Source organism: Leptospira gomenensis (assembly GCF_004770155.1).
Classification (GTDB): Bacteria; Spirochaetota; Leptospiria; order Leptospirales; family Leptospiraceae; genus Leptospira; species Leptospira gomenensis.
In genome coordinates this window covers 192,682-211,316 of sequence record NZ_RQFA01000073.1, presented here as the reverse complement: position 1 = coordinate 211,316, position 18,635 = coordinate 192,682, and the positions used below count along the sequence as shown (strand labels likewise).

At 45.7% G+C, this 18,635-nt stretch carries 15 protein-coding genes and 1 pseudogene; 8 read left to right on the top strand and 8 right to left on the bottom strand.

The window, feature by feature from the left end; all coding sequences use genetic code 11:
- Positions 1-446: 446 nt before the first annotated feature.
- Entirely contained in the window at positions 447-1,898 is a 1,452-nt protein-coding gene (locus EHQ17_RS17215; protein ID WP_135590380.1) for an APC family permease, read from the top strand.
- A gap of 4 nt (positions 1,899-1,902) precedes the next feature.
- The gene (locus EHQ17_RS17210) at positions 1,903-2,295 is read left to right on the top strand and encodes a hypothetical protein (RefSeq protein ID WP_425460723.1); all 393 of its coding nucleotides are present in this window, start codon (positions 1,903-1,905) and stop codon (positions 2,293-2,295) included.
- Between the two features lie 120 nt (positions 2,296-2,415).
- On the opposite strand, the pseudogene EHQ17_RS17205 reads toward EHQ17_RS17210, so the two are convergent.
- Both EHQ17_RS17205 and EHQ17_RS17200 read right to left on the bottom strand, forming a co-directional pair.
- Positions 2,416-2,743 (bottom strand): annotated as a pseudogene (locus EHQ17_RS17205) (DUF3383 family protein); the annotation flags it as partial.
- Positions 2,744-3,094: 351 nt separating this feature from the next.
- Entirely contained in the window at positions 3,095-4,390 is a 1,296-nt protein-coding gene (locus EHQ17_RS17200; RefSeq protein WP_135590379.1) for a glycosyl hydrolase family 18 protein, read from the bottom strand.
- 223 nt (positions 4,391-4,613) lie between these two features.
- Between EHQ17_RS17200 and EHQ17_RS17195 the strand changes: the two genes are divergently transcribed.
- Positions 4,614-7,013, top strand: a complete 2,400-nt coding sequence (locus EHQ17_RS17195; RefSeq protein ID WP_135590378.1) for a sensor histidine kinase — start codon at positions 4,614-4,616, stop codon at positions 7,011-7,013.
- A 67-nt stretch (positions 7,014-7,080) separates the two neighbouring features.
- Here the strand turns inward: EHQ17_RS17195 and EHQ17_RS17190 are convergent, their stop codons facing one another.
- Positions 7,081-7,734 (bottom strand): response regulator, encoded by a 654-nt coding sequence (locus EHQ17_RS17190; RefSeq protein WP_135590377.1) that lies wholly within the window; start codon positions 7,732-7,734, stop codon positions 7,081-7,083.
- A 210-nt stretch (positions 7,735-7,944) separates the two neighbouring features.
- Positions 7,945-8,385 (bottom strand): hypothetical protein, encoded by a 441-nt coding sequence (locus tag EHQ17_RS17185; RefSeq protein WP_135590376.1) that lies wholly within the window; start codon positions 8,383-8,385, stop codon positions 7,945-7,947.
- A 476-nt stretch (positions 8,386-8,861) separates the two neighbouring features.
- On the opposite strand from EHQ17_RS17185, the gene bcp reads away from it, so the two are divergent.
- Together bcp and EHQ17_RS17175 are read left to right on the top strand one after the other, a co-directional pair.
- Positions 8,862-9,341 carry a thioredoxin-dependent thiol peroxidase gene (gene bcp / locus EHQ17_RS17180; protein WP_135590375.1) on the top strand — a complete coding sequence of 160 codons (480 nt, stop codon included), beginning with the start codon at positions 8,862-8,864 and terminating at the stop codon, positions 9,339-9,341.
- Positions 9,338-10,825, top strand: a complete 1,488-nt coding sequence (locus EHQ17_RS17175; RefSeq protein WP_135590374.1) for a leucyl aminopeptidase family protein — start codon at positions 9,338-9,340, stop codon at positions 10,823-10,825. The genes bcp and EHQ17_RS17175 overlap by 4 nt, the downstream gene beginning before the upstream one ends.
- A 146-nt stretch (positions 10,826-10,971) precedes the next feature.
- Here EHQ17_RS17175 and EHQ17_RS17170 read toward each other — a convergent pair whose 3' ends face one another.
- The 3 genes from EHQ17_RS17170 to EHQ17_RS17160 all read right to left on the bottom strand — a co-directional run bounded on the left by EHQ17_RS17170 (position 10,972) and on the right by EHQ17_RS17160 (position 14,518).
- Complete coding sequence (locus tag EHQ17_RS17170) at positions 10,972-12,252, bottom strand: response regulator (RefSeq protein ID WP_135590373.1); 1,281 nt, start codon at positions 12,250-12,252, stop codon at positions 10,972-10,974.
- A 292-nt stretch (positions 12,253-12,544) separates the two neighbouring features.
- A complete protein-coding gene (locus tag EHQ17_RS17165; RefSeq protein WP_135590372.1) occupies positions 12,545-13,399 on the bottom strand; it encodes a metal-dependent hydrolase in 855 nt (284 codons plus the stop codon).
- Between the two features lie 468 nt (positions 13,400-13,867).
- On the bottom strand, positions 13,868-14,518 hold the full coding sequence (locus EHQ17_RS17160) for a TetR/AcrR family transcriptional regulator (protein WP_167881084.1): 651 nt from the start codon (positions 14,516-14,518) through the stop codon (positions 13,868-13,870).
- Positions 14,519-14,704: 186 nt separating this feature from the next.
- On the opposite strand from EHQ17_RS17160, the gene EHQ17_RS17155 reads away from it, so the two are divergent.
- The 3 genes from EHQ17_RS17155 (at position 14,705) to EHQ17_RS17145 (ending at position 17,630) form a co-directional block, all read left to right on the top strand.
- Positions 14,705-15,538: an SDR family oxidoreductase gene (locus EHQ17_RS17155; protein WP_135590370.1), complete on the top strand. Its 834-nt coding sequence runs from the start codon at positions 14,705-14,707 to the stop codon at positions 15,536-15,538.
- A 21-nt stretch (positions 15,539-15,559) separates the two neighbouring features.
- Positions 15,560-16,690 carry an MBL fold metallo-hydrolase gene (locus EHQ17_RS17150; RefSeq protein ID WP_135590369.1) on the top strand — a complete coding sequence of 377 codons (1,131 nt, stop codon included), beginning with the start codon at positions 15,560-15,562 and terminating at the stop codon, positions 16,688-16,690.
- Between the two features lie 286 nt (positions 16,691-16,976).
- Positions 16,977-17,630 (top strand): lytic transglycosylase domain-containing protein, encoded by a 654-nt coding sequence (locus EHQ17_RS17145; protein WP_135590368.1) that lies wholly within the window; start codon positions 16,977-16,979, stop codon positions 17,628-17,630.
- A 131-nt stretch (positions 17,631-17,761) separates the two neighbouring features.
- On the opposite strand, the gene EHQ17_RS17140 is transcribed toward EHQ17_RS17145, so the two are convergent.
- The gene (locus EHQ17_RS17140) at positions 17,762-18,616 is read right to left on the bottom strand and encodes a substrate-binding periplasmic protein (protein WP_135590367.1); all 855 of its coding nucleotides are present in this window, start codon (positions 18,614-18,616) and stop codon (positions 17,762-17,764) included.
- Between the last annotated feature and the right edge of the window lie 19 nt (positions 18,617-18,635).

Here is an 18,635-nt window from a genome sequence, read left to right as displayed (position 1 = left end):
ACGAGAAGAAGAAGCAACTTAGTTATTCACTGCTGTCTCATTTCTGAAACAGCGGTAAGGACCAAAGTATAAATCAGCTTTGTATAGTCAAATAGATTTTATTAAAATTCTTTAGATTTTGGAGTTACGAAAAAAAATCGTTTTGTTCTTCCGTTATGTCTCTTTGACTGTATGGAGGTGGTCGGTGCTTCGACAAATAACACGGGGCAATTTCGAATGCGAAATTGCCCCGTGTTATTTACACTATTAATGTGACATAAGATAAATTATATTTTCCATTGGTAGGTCGGAAGACCGCACAAATTTCACAACCAAAATTTCTAACTCAAAAAATCACCACCACCCAAACCTCTTTTTTAGGTCGGAACTCCTCACCTACTCTAAAAAACTTGCAAAAGGAAAAATCCTTGTTTGCGAAAACGAAGCCCCGAAGCTGTCAGAAAACGATGCAACTTAAAAGATCCCTCAATCTGTTCGACTCGATCTCCCTCATGTTTAGCTCTATGGTAGGTCCAGGGATCTTTATCACAACCGGATATATACTTCATCAAGTTCCGAACCCGAACTTAGTGTTGCTCGCATGGATTTTAGGTGGTTTCTTAGCCGTAGCAGGAGCAATGTCTTATGCAAAATCCGCTTCCTTATTTCCGTACGCGGGAGGAGATTACGTATATCTAAAGGAAGCGTATTCTCCGATAGTCGCCTTCTCGAGCGGATGGCTTTCCTTATCCATCAACTTTTCGGCATCAATCTCACTCTCTGCATTAGCATTTTCTAAATCGTTTTTTTCGCTAACTCGTCCTGCGTGGGACATCTATTTTTTTGAAATCCCCTTCTTGGGACTGACGATATCCATCGGCACAGTACAAATACTTGCGATGGGTGCGATTCTTCTCTTTACGATCGTAAATTTTTTCGGAATTTCGACCGCATCCAGAATTCAAAACCTCTTCACGGGAGTAAAGATACTCGGATTGGTTTCTTTCGTCGTATTGGGTTTTTCAATTGGCAACTATGACACTGCAAGATTCCAGTCTTTTTCCTTTCTTCCTTCTGGCTGGAGTGGAATCGAACTTCTCTTAGCAGGAGTAATTCCGGTTACCTACTCGTATCTTGGCTGGAACATGATTACTTACGTCGCGGAAGAGGTGAAAGACCCTGACAAAAATATTTATAAAGCGGTTTTATATTCCTGCGCTTTAGTCACGACCCTATACATTCTAATGAATTTTCTTTTTTTAAGTTCTGGCTCCGTCGCAGAGTTAGCGGGTGATAAAATCGGAATCACCGCCTCATCGGCGTTATTCGGTTCAAAAGCGACAATGGCAATTACAGCGTTTATCTGTTGGGCTTTCTTGGGATCAATTTCAGCTTATATAATCGGCGGATCTAGAATTTATTTCGCCATGGCTCGAGACGGCTTCTTCTTTTCAAACATGGCAAAACTTCATCCGAAATACAAAAGCCCTTATATGTCATTGGCCTTTCAATGCGTTTACGCCTGCCTATTCTGTTTCGTAAAAGAGATCGAAAGCCTTTTATATCTCATCACATGTTCCACACTTTTGTTGGCGACTATAACCGCGTATACGCCAATCTTATTCGAAAAACGTAATTATAAATTAAAGTTTAGAATTCCGGGATATCCTTATACAACCTATCTCTACATCGCGTCCAATGTGGGAATCATAATAACGTTGTTATGGAACAAACCCGCTGAGGCCTTTTGGGGAATCGGGTTTACGCTCTTATCGATTCCCATGTATTTTTATTTCAAATCTACCCAAAGAACGACACCGCGACCGAAGACCGACCCTGAATCCGAGTCTGCAGAAATCATGGCTGCAAGCCTGTTGCCGGAAAACGAACCGGTTCCGATTGCAAGCGGAGAGCCTTAATCGTTTGTTTTTGTTTAGGTCGAAACAAAAATTAAAATTACATTCTATATTAGGGATTTCTTCTATTCTTTTATTAGGATTTCGTCTTATATTACAACCCTTCGACGTCCCCCACATACCGAACGACTCGGACGTAACACTCGGTAGAATCGGAATTTTTCTGGGAGTTTTCGCCTTTTTTTCGGGGACCGGCTTAGGGAAATATCGCTTCGTCGAAAATTCCGAATATGCGGAACTTCACGTTATTCTTCTTTTGGCCGGGTTGGCATTACAAGTTCCAGGAATCAGTGAAAGCCATTCCAATCCTTTCGCACTTGCAGCAGCTTGGCTAGGATATCCCCTTTTAATCGCAGGATGGATCTACGGAAGAAAAATCAGAAAGAGGGCGTTTAAGTGACTTTTGCACGGAATGCCCTATCCATTTATCAGAATACTACGCAGCATACAACAAGCCAGAGCAGTATTAAAAAAGATGCAAGTTCTATAAAAGAACTCCGCTCATCTCATCAGTTTCTCCTTAAGTTAATTCATCGTCGATATCGACTTCGTTGATCTCACTCCATTAAACGACAGGAGAAGGTGATGTTAAGTAGAATTTGTTCCGGTCGTTGGTCGGAATTTCATCGATCATTTTCGGAAGATGAACTTCGTATTGATAATCTCCAAGATCGGAACGTGACTTATCCGGCTTGGTCTCAACGGGCGCGTGGCTCCCTGAACTCCCGCTCAAGAAAACACATTCCGTATTCTTGATTCGATCATTTGAATCCATTGAATGGTGTAGGGACGACGTCTACGTTTAGGAAAAGCACGCTGATGTTTTCGCGCAATCTCGCTTTTAACCATTGTGGACTGAATGTCTTCAAAGTTTATGCGTCGAAGTGGACGAAAAACCGGAGGAAAATTCCAAATTGTTAAGCGACTATAACTGCGCCTAAACGTTCGACTCGCCGTTTTTTTGTTCGGAACTCGACGACTCAGAATTGGCAAAGAATCTGAATTGAATGGAATTGAGGGGTCTCTTGCTCGTGCGTTAGGTGTGATTGTCGGAATTCCTACAGACTAGAAAGAAAAACTCGGCTTGCAGAAAATGGAATTTTCTGATAGGAAAAAAAATCGGATTTTTTCCCACCACCTCTCCTCCACCACCCAATTCAGGGTGGGGCCGCGCTCGTATTACGGGCGAATCGTCGGAATTACGGCCGAGAGCTCTCTGGAGAGGAAGTTTTCCCTATCATTTCCCGCAAAAACGAATGAATCTCCGGATCGTTGTCCTGGATCAACTGCCAAAATGAAAATCCGCGAATTTTATATTTTTTTAATAGATTCATCTTCGTTTCGAAAGACCTACGATTCATGTAAAACGCGACACGATCACATCCGCCGAGCGAATACCACAAGGACGGGTCGTCGTAGACACGACCCTCGTGACGATACAAATACGGGCGCAGATAAATCCAGTCGCCGGATTTTTTAGTCTCCCGATAGATTCGAGAAACGTCCGTCGGTTCCTCCTCTTTCGGCATCCAATTCTTTTTTATGTATTGTGCACGGGAATAAAACACAGCTTTGGAGGGGATATCACAGTTCAAAGGCCAATCATACCCATAAGTGGGAATTGCCATATACAATTTATCATTCGGTATCTTTTTAGTAGAATATTCTAATATTCTTTCGATCCACCAGGAAGGCGCCTGAGGACCAGGCCCGGGAAACGCGTTCTTTCGCGGATGAAGCTCATAGGCCATTATCTTCACCTTATCCGCAACCTTTCCTAAAAACTCGTAATCATGCGAAAGTTGTCCGCGATACGCTTCGAAAAAATCGACGTTCATCTTTTTACCGGACTCTTTACAGAAATATTCGGAAGGATTTTCCGAGAAAGTTTTGGGATGAATCGCGACCGAAAGAATTTTGTTTTTTTTCTTCAACTCCGCAGACAAAAGGACGAGAAACGATTCGAAACTTTCCTTCTTGTCGCAAGTCATCCCTTCGTAATCGATGTCGATTCCGTCGAATCCATAAGCATCAATTTCTTCTAATATTCTATAAATATGATGATCTCTTACTTTAAGGTTACCGTTCAGCCCGATCGCATCCGAAACCTTTTCGAAATCGTTTTCCCACCTAAAAATGGTGGGAATGATCTTCGTTTTGGGTGAAATCGTCCTAAGGGCCCAGATATAAACCTCTTGTGCCCGCGGATTCCAAATCGATTTTATATTTCCCGTATTGGTTCGTCCTCCTTCGAGAGTATATAAAAACGGATGGATTTCGTCGTAGAGAGACACGTTCTGCGTCATCGCGATTATATCCGAAGACCAAGTGGATGCCAAAAATTCCTTCTTATTTTCGTCATCCGTCCTCGGATCCGTAGTTTCCGAAAGGAAACGGAATGGATAAGAGTGCAAATAAACCCAGACCGCACCGACGGCGATCGCAAAGAACAAACTAAAAACGAAAAGGATTTTAATTAAACGAATAGGTTTCATTAGGATTCTGTGGACATAGAAATCGCGTCCTACGTTTTGCAAAGATAAATTCTGGCGATTTTATAACACGATATCGGCCCCTCGCGCGAAGCGCGAATACGACTTAACGCCCGTTCGCCGACAAACGACGGACAGTTCGTCCCTTTGCAGAAAGTTTTTTCGAGTGGAGCCGCTTTTCCATTTGACCGGTCCGTCGTTTTCGGTTTTGATTTTCTGAACTCGGATGAAGTTCCCAATTCGCATTAATTTTTTCTTATCTTTGGCCGTTGCGATCGCCTCAGTTTCCGGATGCGTCGAAAGACCGTATTCGGAAAAATTCCACGCACAAAAAGGAACTTTAGATCTGAGACATTGGAATCCCGCGTTCGACGGAAACGTTCCTTTAAAAGGTGATTGGAAATTCGCTTGGAAACAACTTCTTTCCACGGCTGAAAACGAATCCGAAACGGAAAAATTCATATTCGTAAAATCCCCCTCCGTCTGGAACGGAACCGTCTATTTCGGGGAACGGGTTTCCGATCACGGTTACGCGACGTATCGACTCAAACTACTGCTTCCTCAAAACGAAACCGGACTGGCCCTTTCGATTCCCGACTTGGGCACTTCGTATCGGCTTTTCGCAAACGGAAGACTGATCGCAGAAGCGGGAAAGGTCGGAACTACGAAAACCACTTCGAACGCGCAGTATCTTCCGCAGATCGTCGATCTTCCGGATGTGGAATCCTTGGATCTTGTTCTTTACGTTTCCAATTTTCAAAATCGATGGGGCGGTTATTGGTTTCCGATACACATAGGAAGTTTGGATCGGATCGTAAGGGAAAAGCAGGGAAAAACCGCTTTGGTATTCGCCGTATGTGCGTCGGCTGCGATCATGGCGATCTACAATCTATTGTTTTTCGTTTTCCGGAGGAAGGATCCCGCACCACTTTTCTTTTCGATCCATTGTATTTTGATTTTCGCACGCGCGTTGACGACGGACGAACGTTTCGCCTACGTCCTTTTTTCGGAACTTCTTTCCTGGGAATTTCTCAACCGTTTGGAATACGTCACGGTATATCTTTCCGCACCGGTTTTATATTCTTTCTTATATCGTTTTTGTCCCGTCGATCTGTGGAGAAGGTTCGGAATCTTTTTCAACCTCCCATTTTTCGTATGCGCGACGGCGGCCGCCTTTCTTCCCAACGAACTTTATACGCTTACATTAGGACCTCTTGGAGCCTATGCCGCATTCACCACGATTCCTTTGTGGGTGTTTATGCTTTTTTACGGAATTAGAAAAAGATACGAAGGGGCGATGATCCTATTCTTGGGTTATGCGGGAATGACGATCTGTACGTTAAACGACATTCTGTATGCGGAGGATCTCATCGATTCGGTTTACATGATCCAATACGGTCAGTTGTTTCTGATCGCTTCTCACGCCCTGCTTCTGTCCAAACGTTTCTCCAATTCGTTGAATCGTTCGGAAACTCTTTCTTTTAGAATGAAGACGCTCGTATCCTCCACGAGAGATATTATGAAGTCTCCGACGTTTTCCTCAGCTACGCGGACCACACTGGAAATACTTTCGCGAAACGTAAGAGAAACTTCCGAGAAAGATTCCTTAACCGTAATCGACAGGCTCATCGGAAAAAAAAGTAAAAACGTATCTAAGAATTCGCGCGGATTTTTCATTTATCTACCGGAGAATTCTTCAGCTAGTTGGAAACAATACTCCATCGATACTAACAACGATTTGGCGATCCAAGAAGTGTCGGGATTGTTGACTTCGTATTCTTTGGACTTGGAGAACCTTACCTCTCCGATTGTGTTGGGAGAAAGATTATTGCTTCCGGTGCGGAACACGACAACGAGTTTCGTGGTATTGGATCTTCCGATCGGAAATTATTTCGATTCGGATTCCGAGATGGATTGGGTGCAGGGAATCGCGTATGCACTCGCGCTTTCCATCCAGAACCTTCTCCGGCAGGATCGCGAAAAACTCGCAATCATAGGAGAATTGTCCGCAGAAATAGCCCACGACATCGGACATCACGTGGTTCTCATTCGAAAAGTTTTGTACAACCTTCAAAAAAACGGAAGCTCCCGACAGAACGATATCGCGCAGGCCCAAAAGGAGACGGAAGCGCTCGCCAATTTGTCCTTAGATATATTAGAATTTTCTAAAAAACGAATCATACTCGATCTTAAATCCGTAAAAGTCGGAGATTTTTTCGCGGAAATTCGAGAGGACTTGGAACTGTTCTTTCAAGGAAGCGGGATTCGATTGGAATGCGAGATCGTCGCCGACGGCGAAATCAAACTCGATCCGTTTCGAATACGCCGTTTGATTCTGAATATCGCCAAAAACGCCGCGGATGCTATCGGAGAAAACGGACGATTTTCCGTACGAGTCGAAAAGGAATCTGGCGCGCTTTACATCGTGTTGAAGGACGACGGTCCGGGATTAAGCAGGGAAATCAAAGAAGCGTTCTATCATTCCTCTATCGAAACACAAAAACCGCAAGGCGCCGGGTTGGGACTTTTTATCGTAAGAAAAATCGCGATCGCCCACGGAGGGGAAGTTTTCATCGATTCCGAATTCGGTCAAGGAAGCAAATTCACCGTACTTCTTCCTTGTTAATCCGCGGTTTTAGTTTTTCGCGGATTCATATCGGATTGGAGGAACGCGAAAGGAATCGTTTTGAAAATCACAACCATCCTTCGGATTTCAATTGGATAGAAATCTTTCCGAGCTCGACGACGTTTTCGATTTTCAACTTCTTAAATAAGGAAGCCCTGTGGGTTTCGACGGTTCGAACGCTCAAACCCAATTCCTCCGCGATTTCGCGATTCAACTTTCCTTGCGAAAGGAGATTTAGGATTTCCTTTTCCCGTTTCGTCAAACGCTCCAAGACTTCTCCCCATTTTCTATGAAGGTCTGCGGGCGTTCTGAAATTTTTTATTTCCTCGGGAAAAACCTTTCCTCCTTCCGCCACTTCCCGGAGAGCAGAAAAAATTTCAGGAATGGATTGGCTTTTCAATAGATATCCGTTCGCTCCGAGCGCGAACGCGCGTTGCAGATACGTCCAATCCCGGTGCATCGTTAAAAAAACGATTTTGAGTTCGGGGAATTTTCGTCGGATCGTTTCTAATTCTTGGATTCCGTTTTCTTCCTGTAGGGAAATGTCACAGACGAGAAGGTCCACTTTTACGAATCCCAATTTGCGGATCGCGTCTTTGACGGAGGACGCGGAACCTGCGAGAGAGAAGCCGGGTTCGAGCTCGATTTCCGCGCTCAGGCCGTTTCGAACGACCGGATGATCGTCTACGAGAAAAACGGACGTTTTCGGAGTTCCGACCATACGCTGAATTTAACGATTCGTGCAGCGTTGTAAATCAATTCCGAGATTCGGCCACATCGAGATCCGACTCGTAAGTAGAGAGTGGACGAGTAGTTCCGACCCGAATCGTTTACGAAAAAAGTTTGAAAAAACAGGGATCGACCGACCGAACGCACCGAATGACCGACCAAAAACCGATCGACAACGGAGCTCCGACCACGTTCCAAAAAACTAAACTTGGATTCCCTTTTTTTTGAGAATTTCCAGTGCCGTTTGCCGGAGCAGCGGATGAATCCTAAATTCGGATGGGTCCGGAAAACTGGAAGAGGTCGGAACACCGGTGCCGGCGTCTTCTCCTTCCCTTACACCCGGATCGGCGGGTTTCGCTTTGAATTTATCCGCACCGATCCACTGACTGAGCGCCCAGATCATTCTCTGAAAAATTTCGTCGATTCTTCTTTGATAACCTGCTTTTTTATAATATCCGTAGGCGAGTAAGGGCATTTTTTTTTCGTACATAAAATAATCGCCCAAACGAATGAGTCCGTCCTTATAATCGGCCTTGATAAAAAGATCCCGCGCCTTACGAATATCACCTTCGTTCATCGCACGATTCCCTTCCCGAATCGTCTCCGCCCGTTCTCTAGAATCCATACCCAAACCATCGGCCATATTTTGAAAAATCACAAGAGAAAAACGAACAGCAGAAAGAAACGAACGGGCGCCTCTTCGCTTCGCGAAGACCGGGCTCTTCCGCGACTTCGCGTTCGCTTCGGTTTCTTCGAAACCGCGTTCCGCGTCGCTCCGATCCCTGGCGCGGGATCGACTCTCGGAGACATCCGTAGCATTGAAAAATCGGAGCAACCGTGGGAACTCTCGCACACCACCCGTGCTTTGACGGTAAAACTTCCGCGGGAACTCACGCGTCGTTTCGTCTTCCGCCAACTTCTCCGAAAAAATCGAGTGATCGTGGAGTTCCGACCTCATTCCAAAATCTACGAGGGGATCGACTTCCAAAAACGACCCAAACTCCGGGGGAGTTCCCACATTCTCGCAGATCCGACGGAAAATCCCCGTTTTTTTTTAGAACTCTCTTGCAAACCCGGCCTCTAAAAAAAAGAATTCTAAGAACGTTACAAGAGGCAAACATGAGCGAACTTAAAGTAGGTTCCAAGGCTCCGAGTTTTACGGGGCTCAACGAAAAAGGAGAAAAAGTAAAGTTGTCCGAACTGGCGGGTCCCAAAGGAACGGTACTTTATTTTTATCCGAAAGATTCCACCCCCGGATGTACGACAGAGGCCTGCGATTTTCGGGATAATTTTTCCCGAATCAAAAAAACGGGATTCAACGTGGTCGGAGTTTCGAAAGACAGCGTAAAATCGCATCAGAAATTCATAGAAAAGCAGAGCCTAAACTTCACCCTCATTGCGGACGAAGACGGAAAAATCTGCGAGTCCTACGACGTATGGCATTTGAAGAAATTTATGGGAAGGGAATTTATGGGAATCGTCCGAACCACCTTTCTCATCGGAGCAGACGGAAAACTACTGAAAATATATCCTCAAGTAAGCGTAAAAGGCCACGTGGATGAAATACTCGCCGACATCAAAACATTGGAGAAAAAATGAAACTGGATAAGAATAAGATCCAACTCTCGATCGGAAAAAATCCTTCCAAGTCCTATTACAAATTACAGATACTTTTTAAGGATCATTTTCCCGAAAACCTAAAGACGAAGTTTTCCTTGCAAACCGCCGCCGGAATTTTTACGGGAGACGGCGGTCAGGTATTTACGGACGAATCCGAAAAGATCATCTATCTCGGATTAGGCGAATCCTCCAAAGTCAAAATCAGAAACGTCGCTCAGCAATTTTTTACCTTCGGCGAAAAACTGAAAAAATGGGACGGAGTAGGATTGGAAATACATTTTCCTAAACTTTTAACGACGGCACTCCCGGCGGACGCGCTCGTATATCAGGTCGTAAACTCCCTGGAACAAGGCGCGTATTCGATCAACGTCCTTTCCAAGGAATATAAGGAAAATGTAAAGAAGATCGGAGCGGTATCCTTCGTCCTACAGGACGCGGCCAAAACGAAGGACGCGGAGCGCGGACTAAAAAAAGGGAAAGTTGTCAGCCGTTACGTCAACGGAACCCGTTATATAGCGCATCTTCCCGCAAATCATTTCACTCCGGAGGAATTCGTCTCTAGATCCAAGGAAATCGCCAAGGACAACGGTCTAAAGATCACAGTCTTCGACGAGCCGCAACTGAAAAAGGAAAAGATGAACGGAATCCTTTCCGTCTGTGAAGGTTCCGACAAAAAGGCGAAGATGATTCTATTGGAATATTCCCCCGCAAAACCGAGCACAAAGAAAAAACTTGCGATCATCGGTAAAGGACTAACCTTCGACTCCGGCGGAATCAGCATCAAACCGGCACAGGATATGCACGAAATGAAATACGATATGTGCGGAGCCGCCGCCGCGATACACGCGATCGGGGCGATCGCCGAACTCGGGTTAGGCGTTCCGGTAATCGCGGCGATCGGGGTCGCCGAGAATATGCCGGATGCGGCCGCGCTCAAACCCGGAGACGTTTACACCGCGCACAACGGACTCACCGTGGAAGTCCAGAATACGGACGCGGAAGGCCGTCTCGTTTTGGGAGACGTGTTGTCTTACGTGGGAAAAAAATTCAAACCGGACTACATGTTGGATCTCGCGACCTTAACCGGTGCGATCATCATTTCACTCGGTCACGAAGCCGCGGGGGTGATGAGTAACTCGGAGACGTTGACCGAACTTCTTAAAGCCGCATCCGAGACTTCGGACGAACGAATTTGGGAAATGCCCCTCTGGGACGAATACGCGGAAGATCTAAAAAGTGATATCGCCGATCTACGAAACGTCGCGGGAAGAGCGGGAGGATCCTTGTCCGCGGCAAAATATTTGGAACGTTTCGTGGATCCGGGAATCGCGTGGGCGCACATCGACATAGCGGGCGCCGCCTGGAGAAAAAAAAGTTCCGGAACACAGATAGGAAACGGCCCGACCGGATATGGGGTCCGTCTCCTTGTGGATTTTGCGGAAAAGTTAGGGAAGAAAAAATAAGAAAAATACGGAACGGCTTTCCGGTAAGATTTCGTTTCCCTTCTCAACGCGCATAACGCACGATCGTCCGAAATACACGTTATGCGCGTTTCTCTCGAAAAGTTTATCGATTCGTTCGTACGCTCCGAAGAAGTGTCGGTATCCGATTAAGAGATCGATAAGGTCAAAGCCGCAAGAACCACTACTTCAGGTCCGTCGCTTACGGAATGATCGCGGACGTTTTTGATTCCGAAACTACCCCCGTGTTTTCTAGCGATGATATCCACCAAGGTCAAACCCAATCCTGAAAAAACGGATTCGGTTTTTACCTTTTCGTCGAAGAATTTCGCCAAACGATAAAAAGGTTGTTTCACTAGAATTTCCTGTTCTTGCGATAGTGTGTCTAACGACTCGGAATCGAAACGATTTTTTACGAAAAGATTAAAAAGACCCGCCTTGACCGCAAAGTAAACGTCGATCACGCTTCCCTTGGCCGAGTATTTGAGGGCGTTAACGAGCAATTCGTGGAAGATCGTCGAAATAGAATCCATATCGATCCGTATCCGTTCCTTTTTGACGTTCAGATTCGAATTCGACATTTGAAAAACGAGCTCCTTTTCCTCGATATAGGATCTCTCTTCGTATAAAAATCGATCGTATATTTCGCGAAGGGAATCGACGAGATCGGAAACATAAACCGTTCGTAATTTCGGTTCGATATCTCGATTCAAAAGGGTAAGCGTTTCTTCGAGACGGTTGACGTTCGTTTCTATATATTCCGTATTCTCGATCAACATTTCCATCAGTTCCGCGGGAACGATAAAATTGGAATCCTTACGATCGGATGCTCCGCGAATCATCTTCACCAAACTGATCATGGTTCCGATTCCACCTCCGCTTAATAACGCGTATTTCACGCTGTTCAACGTATTTTTGGAAAGTTCGACCATAAGATCCAGTTCGGTGAGTTTCGAACGTTTATAGGAGACCCAGTTTAGTTGTTCCTTAAGAAGCAAATCCGATTCCTCTTCAAAAAGACGTTTTTTATTGCGACGTTGCAGTTCCACGGCGATATCTTCGAGTACGGATTTGTATTCGGTCGGAGCAACGGGTTTGAGAATATAATCGAAAACTCCCAAGTTCATCGTTTCGATGATCGTCCTAGGTTCGGAATGAGCCGTCATAACCACGAAAATAGAATCCGGCTTTTCCTGTTTTGCCCTTTCGATGAATTCCCAACCGTTCATAAAAGGCATTTCAAGATCCACGAAATACGCGTCCGGTTCGAAATGTTTCGTTTTTTCCAAAGCCTGCAGACCGTTTTGAACCCCACAATGGGAAATTCCAAGAGCCTCCGACATATGAGCCAGCGTTCCGAGAAGAAGCGCGTCGTCTTCCAGAATCATCACTTTCGGAAAATTCTGAGTATTCGATTCCAGTTGCCGCATAAACGTCTCCTTAAAAGGAAAGGGAGTGATCCGCCGCGTTTAGTTCGGAACGGATTTTGACCCTGATTTTTAAGACGTAAATTCGTTTTAGAAACCCGAGATTAAATTATAGTTTTTTAATCTATGAATCGAAAAGAATCATATCGAAAACGGAACGACTATAAAAAAATTCCCGAATTTTTCTGATTATAGGAAGTATTTATCGTTTTTTATCCGTTGATCCGCTTTCCGTTATTTGTGGAGAATCGTATCTTTCCCCGCAAATAATATTATTTTTTCATAATATATTAAACTATATGATCGTTGACAAAGCCCGGTCCTCCATCTCATAACCGCCGGTTTGTGCTGGATGGAATCCGGGTTTTAAATATAGAAAAAAAGCCTTTGCGGTTTCCGCAATTAGGATGCGACCGTATTCGCGGGAGGAGTTCATATCTTGGAAATATTTTTTCCAACCGATTCCGGGATCTGTCAACAGGAACCAATGTTGGAAGAAGACAACATATCCCCAGAAAATCCAGGACGCCAGAAAAAATCCGAAAATTCTCAACGTATAACTGTTTGAAACGGTCTGTAGGAGGTCGTATGCCACAGACTTGTGTTCGATTTCTTCGCAGGCGTGCCAAAGTAGAAGATTCCTCATCTCGCCGTACGTCTTTTCGTGGAAACCGTGTCGAAGCGTGATTTCTCCCATCGTCGCCGTATAATGCTCCATTCCCGCAGTGACGGAAAGTTTCAATTTTTTCCCGAAGAAAAACTCGAAAAAAGGAAGCATGACTCGGAATGCACTCCATTCAAAAAATCTTATAAACCGTTTCACCGGCCGGCCTTGTTGTGCGAGAATTTCCAAAACCTTCTCGTGTTCCTTTCCGTGCTGAACCTCCTGACCGATAAAAGCCTTGATATTCGTCTGCAACTGCGGATCGACAACCCGATCGGAAAATGCCTTCACACTTCTGATGAAAAAACGTTCTCCTTCGGGAAAAAGAATGTGATAGGCGTTGATCATATGCGTAATAAAAGAATTCCCCGCGAAGTAATGTGACGGGAGATCCGACATTGTTTCGAAATCCATCTTTCGCACGGTGGGTTGTCGTGAATCGATCGGTTTGAAAGTTCGTTTTTTTGATTTCAATTCCGTTGACATGCGCGTGTTTGCTCCTTCGGTCTGGTTCTATAGCGATTACTATAGTGCAAATTCAAAAGAATACCTGCCGATTTTTAAAAGAGATTCTTTGATTTCGAAATCGGCGCGAGAATTAGGAGTTCCTACGTTTCTGATTGTGGAAAAGAGAACAGGGAAAAGGGACGCAACCCCGCGATCACGGCCAATCTGTTGGAACGACAAATTAGCGCGGGAACTCACACGCAACCCCGCAATCACGGCTAATCTGTTGGAACGACAAATCGGTGCGGGAACTCACACGCGACCCCGCAGTCACGGCCAATCTGTTGGAACGACAAATCAGTGCGGGAACTCACACGCAACCCCGCGATCACGGCTAATCTGTTGGAACGACAAATCAGCGCGGGAACTCACACACAACCCCACTGTCACACGGAAATTTGTCCGTGATACAAACTTGTGCGGGAACTCACACGCGAATCAAAACTTTCAGCGTTCTTTGGAAAGCCCCGTCAAAAGAGCCAAAATCGCAGTCTCCAAAATTCGAAAAAAATCAATCCGAAAAATTTCAAAATCGTCGCTGGAAGAAAGCACCTTCGAAACGATCGGAGAAGGCTCCGCGTGATGCCAAAGCCCCACGATCAAAGCGTGCAAATACGTCAGAAATTCTATCGCGATTTCCGGTTTTTTCAATTTGAGAACCCGACAGAGATCGACGGAAGAATCCAAAACGTTTTTTCGAACTGAGTCCTTCAAACGGAATGCACTTTCATAAACCACGTTCTTTTCTAACAACGCGGAAGCGATGGCCATCAAACGCACCATCCTCTGATTTTCCCGCAAAGACTCGGTGATCCAGGAGGCCAGATCTGTGGGAGCCAGCCCGGGCGATCTCGATTTTAAATAGGTTTGAAAGGATTCGAACCAAAATTCGTAATCCATTCTATGAATTTCTAAAAAGAGCTCTTCTTTCGTTTTGAAATAAAGATAGAGGGTTCCCTTGGCGACGCCTGCCTTTTTGGCGATCTGATCCATGGAAATTTTTTCAAACGGAGATTTATTGAACAAGGTGATCGCCGTTCGGATCAGCTGTTCCCGTTTGATTTTTTTATCGTCCTCTTTGACCGCTCTACTTTTCATCAAACGCCGTTCCATTTCCCGAGAATCGATCCGTCCTTTTTCCAACAATCGCGCCGATTCACAGGCTGACAACTTCCTTTTTTCGTTCCGAACCATCCTTTTCATTTGACAGTGACTTGAAGTCATCTAAATATGACCCTGAGTCAATTAAAAATGACCGAAAGTCACAAACAGGGGAAAAACAGAATGAACCGAAAAACCGTATTGATCACCGGAAGTTCCTCCGGAATCGGAAAAGCCGCCGCAAAATTTTTTCAAAAAAAAGGATGGAACGTCGTTGCTTCGATGAGAAATCCCGAAAAAGAAACGGAACTCAAAGGCCTTCCCCATCTGATTTTATCAAAACTTGACGTAACCAAACCGGATACGATCGAAAAAACGATCCAGGAAGGAATCAAAACGTTCGGAAACATTGACGTGGTCATTAATAACGCGGGTTACGGCCTTGTGGGACCGTTCGAAGGTGCTACCGACGAACAGATCCGGAGACAATTCGACACGAACGTTTTCGGACTCATGGACGTGGTGCGTGGCATTCTTCCGCATTTTAGGGAAAATAAAAAGGGAAAAATCCTGAACGTAGCCTCCATGGGAGGGAGAATTACATTTCCATTATATAGTTTATATCATTCTACTAAATGGGCTGTGGAAGGTTTTACCGAATCGCTCCAGTACGAACTGCAACCGCTCGGGATTAGTGTCAAATTGATCGAACCGGGAGCGATAGCGACGGATTTTATAGGCCGTTCCGCGGATCCGACTTCCGACGACTCTCCGAAGGAATACAAAAACTTCTCCGAAGCTGTTTTTAGAAACATGGAAAAAGCGATGATGACGAGCAGCCCGGAAGCGGTGGCGAAGGTTCTTTATAAGGCCGCGAACGATTCCTCGAAACGGCTTCGTTACGTCGTGGGAATGGACGCAAAAAGTCTGTTGGGACTTCGTAAATTTCTTTCCGACGGAGTGTTGTTTTGTATGATGCGATTCGCACTTTTACGATCGGTCAAATCCGCAGCGTAGATCGTCGCAAGGAAGGTCCCAATGTTCGAAACTCGAATTCGGAAAATTTCGCTCTTTTCCGCGCTTTTTATTTTCGCCTTGGCCGGTTCGGTTTTGATACAAACCGGTTGCCTTGCCTCTTTCGGTGGAACTCCGGAAGGAGAACGATTGGAAAGGATTCGATCCTCCAAACAATACCGCGGCGATAAATTCGAGAACGATCCTTTCGTTCCGATGTTGAGCGCCGGATCGTATCCGAAAGTGATTTGGAGGCAGTTGTTCGGGAGCGAAGAAAGAGTTCCGCCGTCTCCGATTCCGGTCGTTTTTCCGGATTCGAGTCGTTTCGTTTCACCGGCCGCCCCCGGTTTACGGGCGATTTGGTTTGGACACGCGTCGGTTTTGGTGGAGATCGACGGGGTTCGAATTTTTACGGACCCGATTTTTTCCGACAAGGTTTCTCCGTTTACGAGCATCGGCCCCGAACGATTTTTCCCTCCTCCGATCGCTTTAGAATCTCTTCCTCCGATCGACGCGGTCCTCATTTCGCACGATCATTACGATCATTTGGATATGCAGACCGCAAAGTATCTGGCTTCCCGAGGAACCAAATATTTCGTTCCTCTGGGAATCGGTGCCCATTTAGAGAGTTGGGGAATTCCAACGACTCAAATTATAGAATTGGATTGGTGGGAAAAACGTTCCTTGGCTTCGGTTGAAATCGTCTGTACGCCGGCTGTTCATTATTCCGGTCGCGGCCTTTGGAACGGGAAGTCCACTCTTTGGTCTTCCTGGAGCGTGATCGGTCCGAAGTATAAATTTTTTCACAGCGGGGATACCGGGTATTCTTCCCACTTCGAGACGATCGGAACAAAACTCGGACCGTTTGATCTGACTTCGATCAAGGTCGGAGCCTACGACGAAACCTGGGAAGGGATTCATATGAATCCGGAAAAAGCCGTGCAAGCACATCGGGATCTCCGAGCCAAACGAATGCTTCCCGTTCACTGGGGAACATTCAATCTCGCCATCCACGATTGGACCGAACCGATTATGAGAACACAAAAGGCAGCTTCGGTCGGAACTCCGATGGATTTGGTTACTCCCAAACCGGGGGAAATCGTAGACGCGGCCCATCCCTTTGTTTCCGAAAATTGGTGGGAAAAAGTAAAGTAGGAACTCCCCCGATTTCTCCCGGAAAACGACTGACGAAAACCCGAATTTTAACTCCACTCTTAATTCCGAGACATCCGCAAGAACGGATGTCTTTTTTTTCAGAGGAGTTCCGACCCAAACAAAAACCGACTCTGAGGAATAGTCTGTCCCTAAAGAGGAAATTCCTCCCCGGACCGAGGCAAAGTCCCCTCTCCCGTTCTCATAAATAAGAGTTGACTCATAGTGCGCCGCAAAAAAACTGGTACTATATTGTGCGTTGCACAAATTTGAACGACGGAGGCATCCAGTGAATTTTCGCAAGATGACCCGATTTCGATTTCGCTACTTACTCTGGCTCCTGTTGCCGCTCGGTTTTCAACTCATTCTCGCGCCGCTCGCGGGAGCTTGGAACCAAAATACGGTTCTTCTGGACGAAGAAGCCGTCGAGGCAAAGACCATTCAGACCTACATAACGGAGGTCCGACCTTCCCTTCCACCCGAGGCGGTCCAAAACTTAACCCAGGTGATCCTGCAAGAATCAAGAAGACTGGAACTCGATTCCTGCACGTTTCGGTGTTCCGACACAGAAAAAGTCGCCCTTCTGACCGGGATCATCCATCTCGAATCGGAATTCAAATCCACGGCACGTTCGCCCAAAGACGCACGGGGATTTATGCAGGTAATGCCCGCTACCGCAAACTGGCTTTCCCAAAGAGAAGGTTGGAAACTCAACAGAGACGATCTGAACAAACCGGAGGTCAATATTCATCTCGGCGTATCCTATCTCAACTATCTACTCGATTTGCGAAAGGGTGATACGGAAAAAGCTCTTCTTTCCTACAATGCCGGTCCGGGTGCGGTCGATCGCTGGGGAGGAAATCCGAAATACAATCGGATCGTATTCGAAAATAAGGATCGTTACCTGGAACTACGGGAAAAAATCGCTGACTCGACCCGCTAAACCGAATCGCATCGCCGATCTTAGAATTCTATCTTGGAATGGATCGACCGAAGGACCGATTCATGGAAGATCGGACGAACAAAAGAACAAACAAAGCGAACACGAAATCGAAGGCGGGCGTCAGCCCGCCTTTATTGTTTAACCCAATCGGATTTATTGAAGTATTTATCTTCTAGTTCGCGTAAAACTCCGGTTCGACTCAACTCGGAAAGAAAAAATTCGAAATTACGAATAAATACGGGATCGCCTAACGGAAAAGCGGCGCTTATATCCTCCCTCTGCACCTGTTCCAAAAGAGGCCGGAAGTTCGAGGCAACCGATTTATCTTTTTGTAATATTCCTTTAATGTAAAACGAATCGGCGACGAAACAGTTGGCCGTACCGTTTTTTACCGCCTCCCAGGCCGAAGGAGTGTCTCCGTATGTGAATATACGGTTGTTCCTGAATTTTTTGAGAAGGTAATCGTGACGGTTGGAAAACGAACGAACGGCAAACGTAACCCCGCTTACATCCTGAAGATCCAAAATACTCCTAAAACTCTGAGTAGTGATGATACTACCTTCCGCAGGAGGAGGAAGAGCGGATTTACGGATCAAAGCCGCCGGCGTGGAAACCAAATACGCCGAACTAAAACGTATTTTTTTGGAACGTTCCAAAGAACTGGAAATTCCAGACAAGGCGATATCCGCTTCCTTTTTTTTGATCGCATCCGCAAACTCGTTGAACTCGGAATAGGAAACGAAGATATATTTGACTCCTAAAAAATCCGCGTAAGCCTTTCCCAGTTCGTAATCGAAACCGGGAAAACCTTCCTTGGCGTTGACGATATAAAACGGCTCGTCCGCATTGTTTCCCGCAACTTTCAGCTCCCCTTTTTCGAGAATTTCCTTCAAACGCGAATTACGAAACAAGGGAGAAGAATCGGTTTCCGTCCGGGAAGGATTACCTTCCGTAGGATGGAAGAACGACGTAACTCCGTATAACATTAATAAGGCGAAAATTCGC

Excerpts from the sequence above, each read along its gene's own strand:
- EHQ17_RS17185 (WP_135590376.1), bottom strand. The coding sequence starts at position 8,385 with ATGGCCGATGGTTTGGGTATGGATTCTAGAGAACGGGCGGAGACGATT.
- EHQ17_RS17160 (WP_167881084.1), bottom strand. The coding sequence starts at position 14,518 with ATGAAAAGTAGAGCGGTCAAAGAGGACGATAAAAAAATCAAACGGGAA.
- EHQ17_RS17140 (WP_135590367.1), bottom strand. The coding sequence starts at position 18,616 with ATGTTATACGGAGTTACGTCGTTCTTCCATCCTACGGAAGGTAATCCT.
- EHQ17_RS17150 (WP_135590369.1), top strand. The coding sequence starts at position 15,560 with ATGTTCGAAACTCGAATTCGGAAAATTTCGCTCTTTTCCGCGCTTTTT.
- EHQ17_RS17215 (WP_135590380.1), top strand. The coding sequence starts at position 447 with ATGCAACTTAAAAGATCCCTCAATCTGTTCGACTCGATCTCCCTCATG.
- bcp (WP_135590375.1), top strand. The coding sequence starts at position 8,862 with ATGAGCGAACTTAAAGTAGGTTCCAAGGCTCCGAGTTTTACGGGGCTC.
- EHQ17_RS17165 (WP_135590372.1), bottom strand. The coding sequence starts at position 13,399 with ATGTCAACGGAATTGAAATCAAAAAAACGAACTTTCAAACCGATCGAT.
- EHQ17_RS17170 (WP_135590373.1), bottom strand. The coding sequence starts at position 12,252 with ATGCGGCAACTGGAATCGAATACTCAGAATTTTCCGAAAGTGATGATT.
- EHQ17_RS17195 (WP_135590378.1), top strand. The coding sequence starts at position 4,614 with ATGAAGTTCCCAATTCGCATTAATTTTTTCTTATCTTTGGCCGTTGCG.
- EHQ17_RS17190 (WP_135590377.1), bottom strand. The coding sequence starts at position 7,734 with ATGGTCGGAACTCCGAAAACGTCCGTTTTTCTCGTAGACGATCATCCG.
- EHQ17_RS17155 (WP_135590370.1), top strand. The coding sequence starts at position 14,705 with ATGAACCGAAAAACCGTATTGATCACCGGAAGTTCCTCCGGAATCGGA.
- EHQ17_RS17175 (WP_135590374.1), top strand. The coding sequence starts at position 9,338 with ATGAAACTGGATAAGAATAAGATCCAACTCTCGATCGGAAAAAATCCT.
- EHQ17_RS17200 (WP_135590379.1), bottom strand. The coding sequence starts at position 4,390 with ATGAAACCTATTCGTTTAATTAAAATCCTTTTCGTTTTTAGTTTGTTC.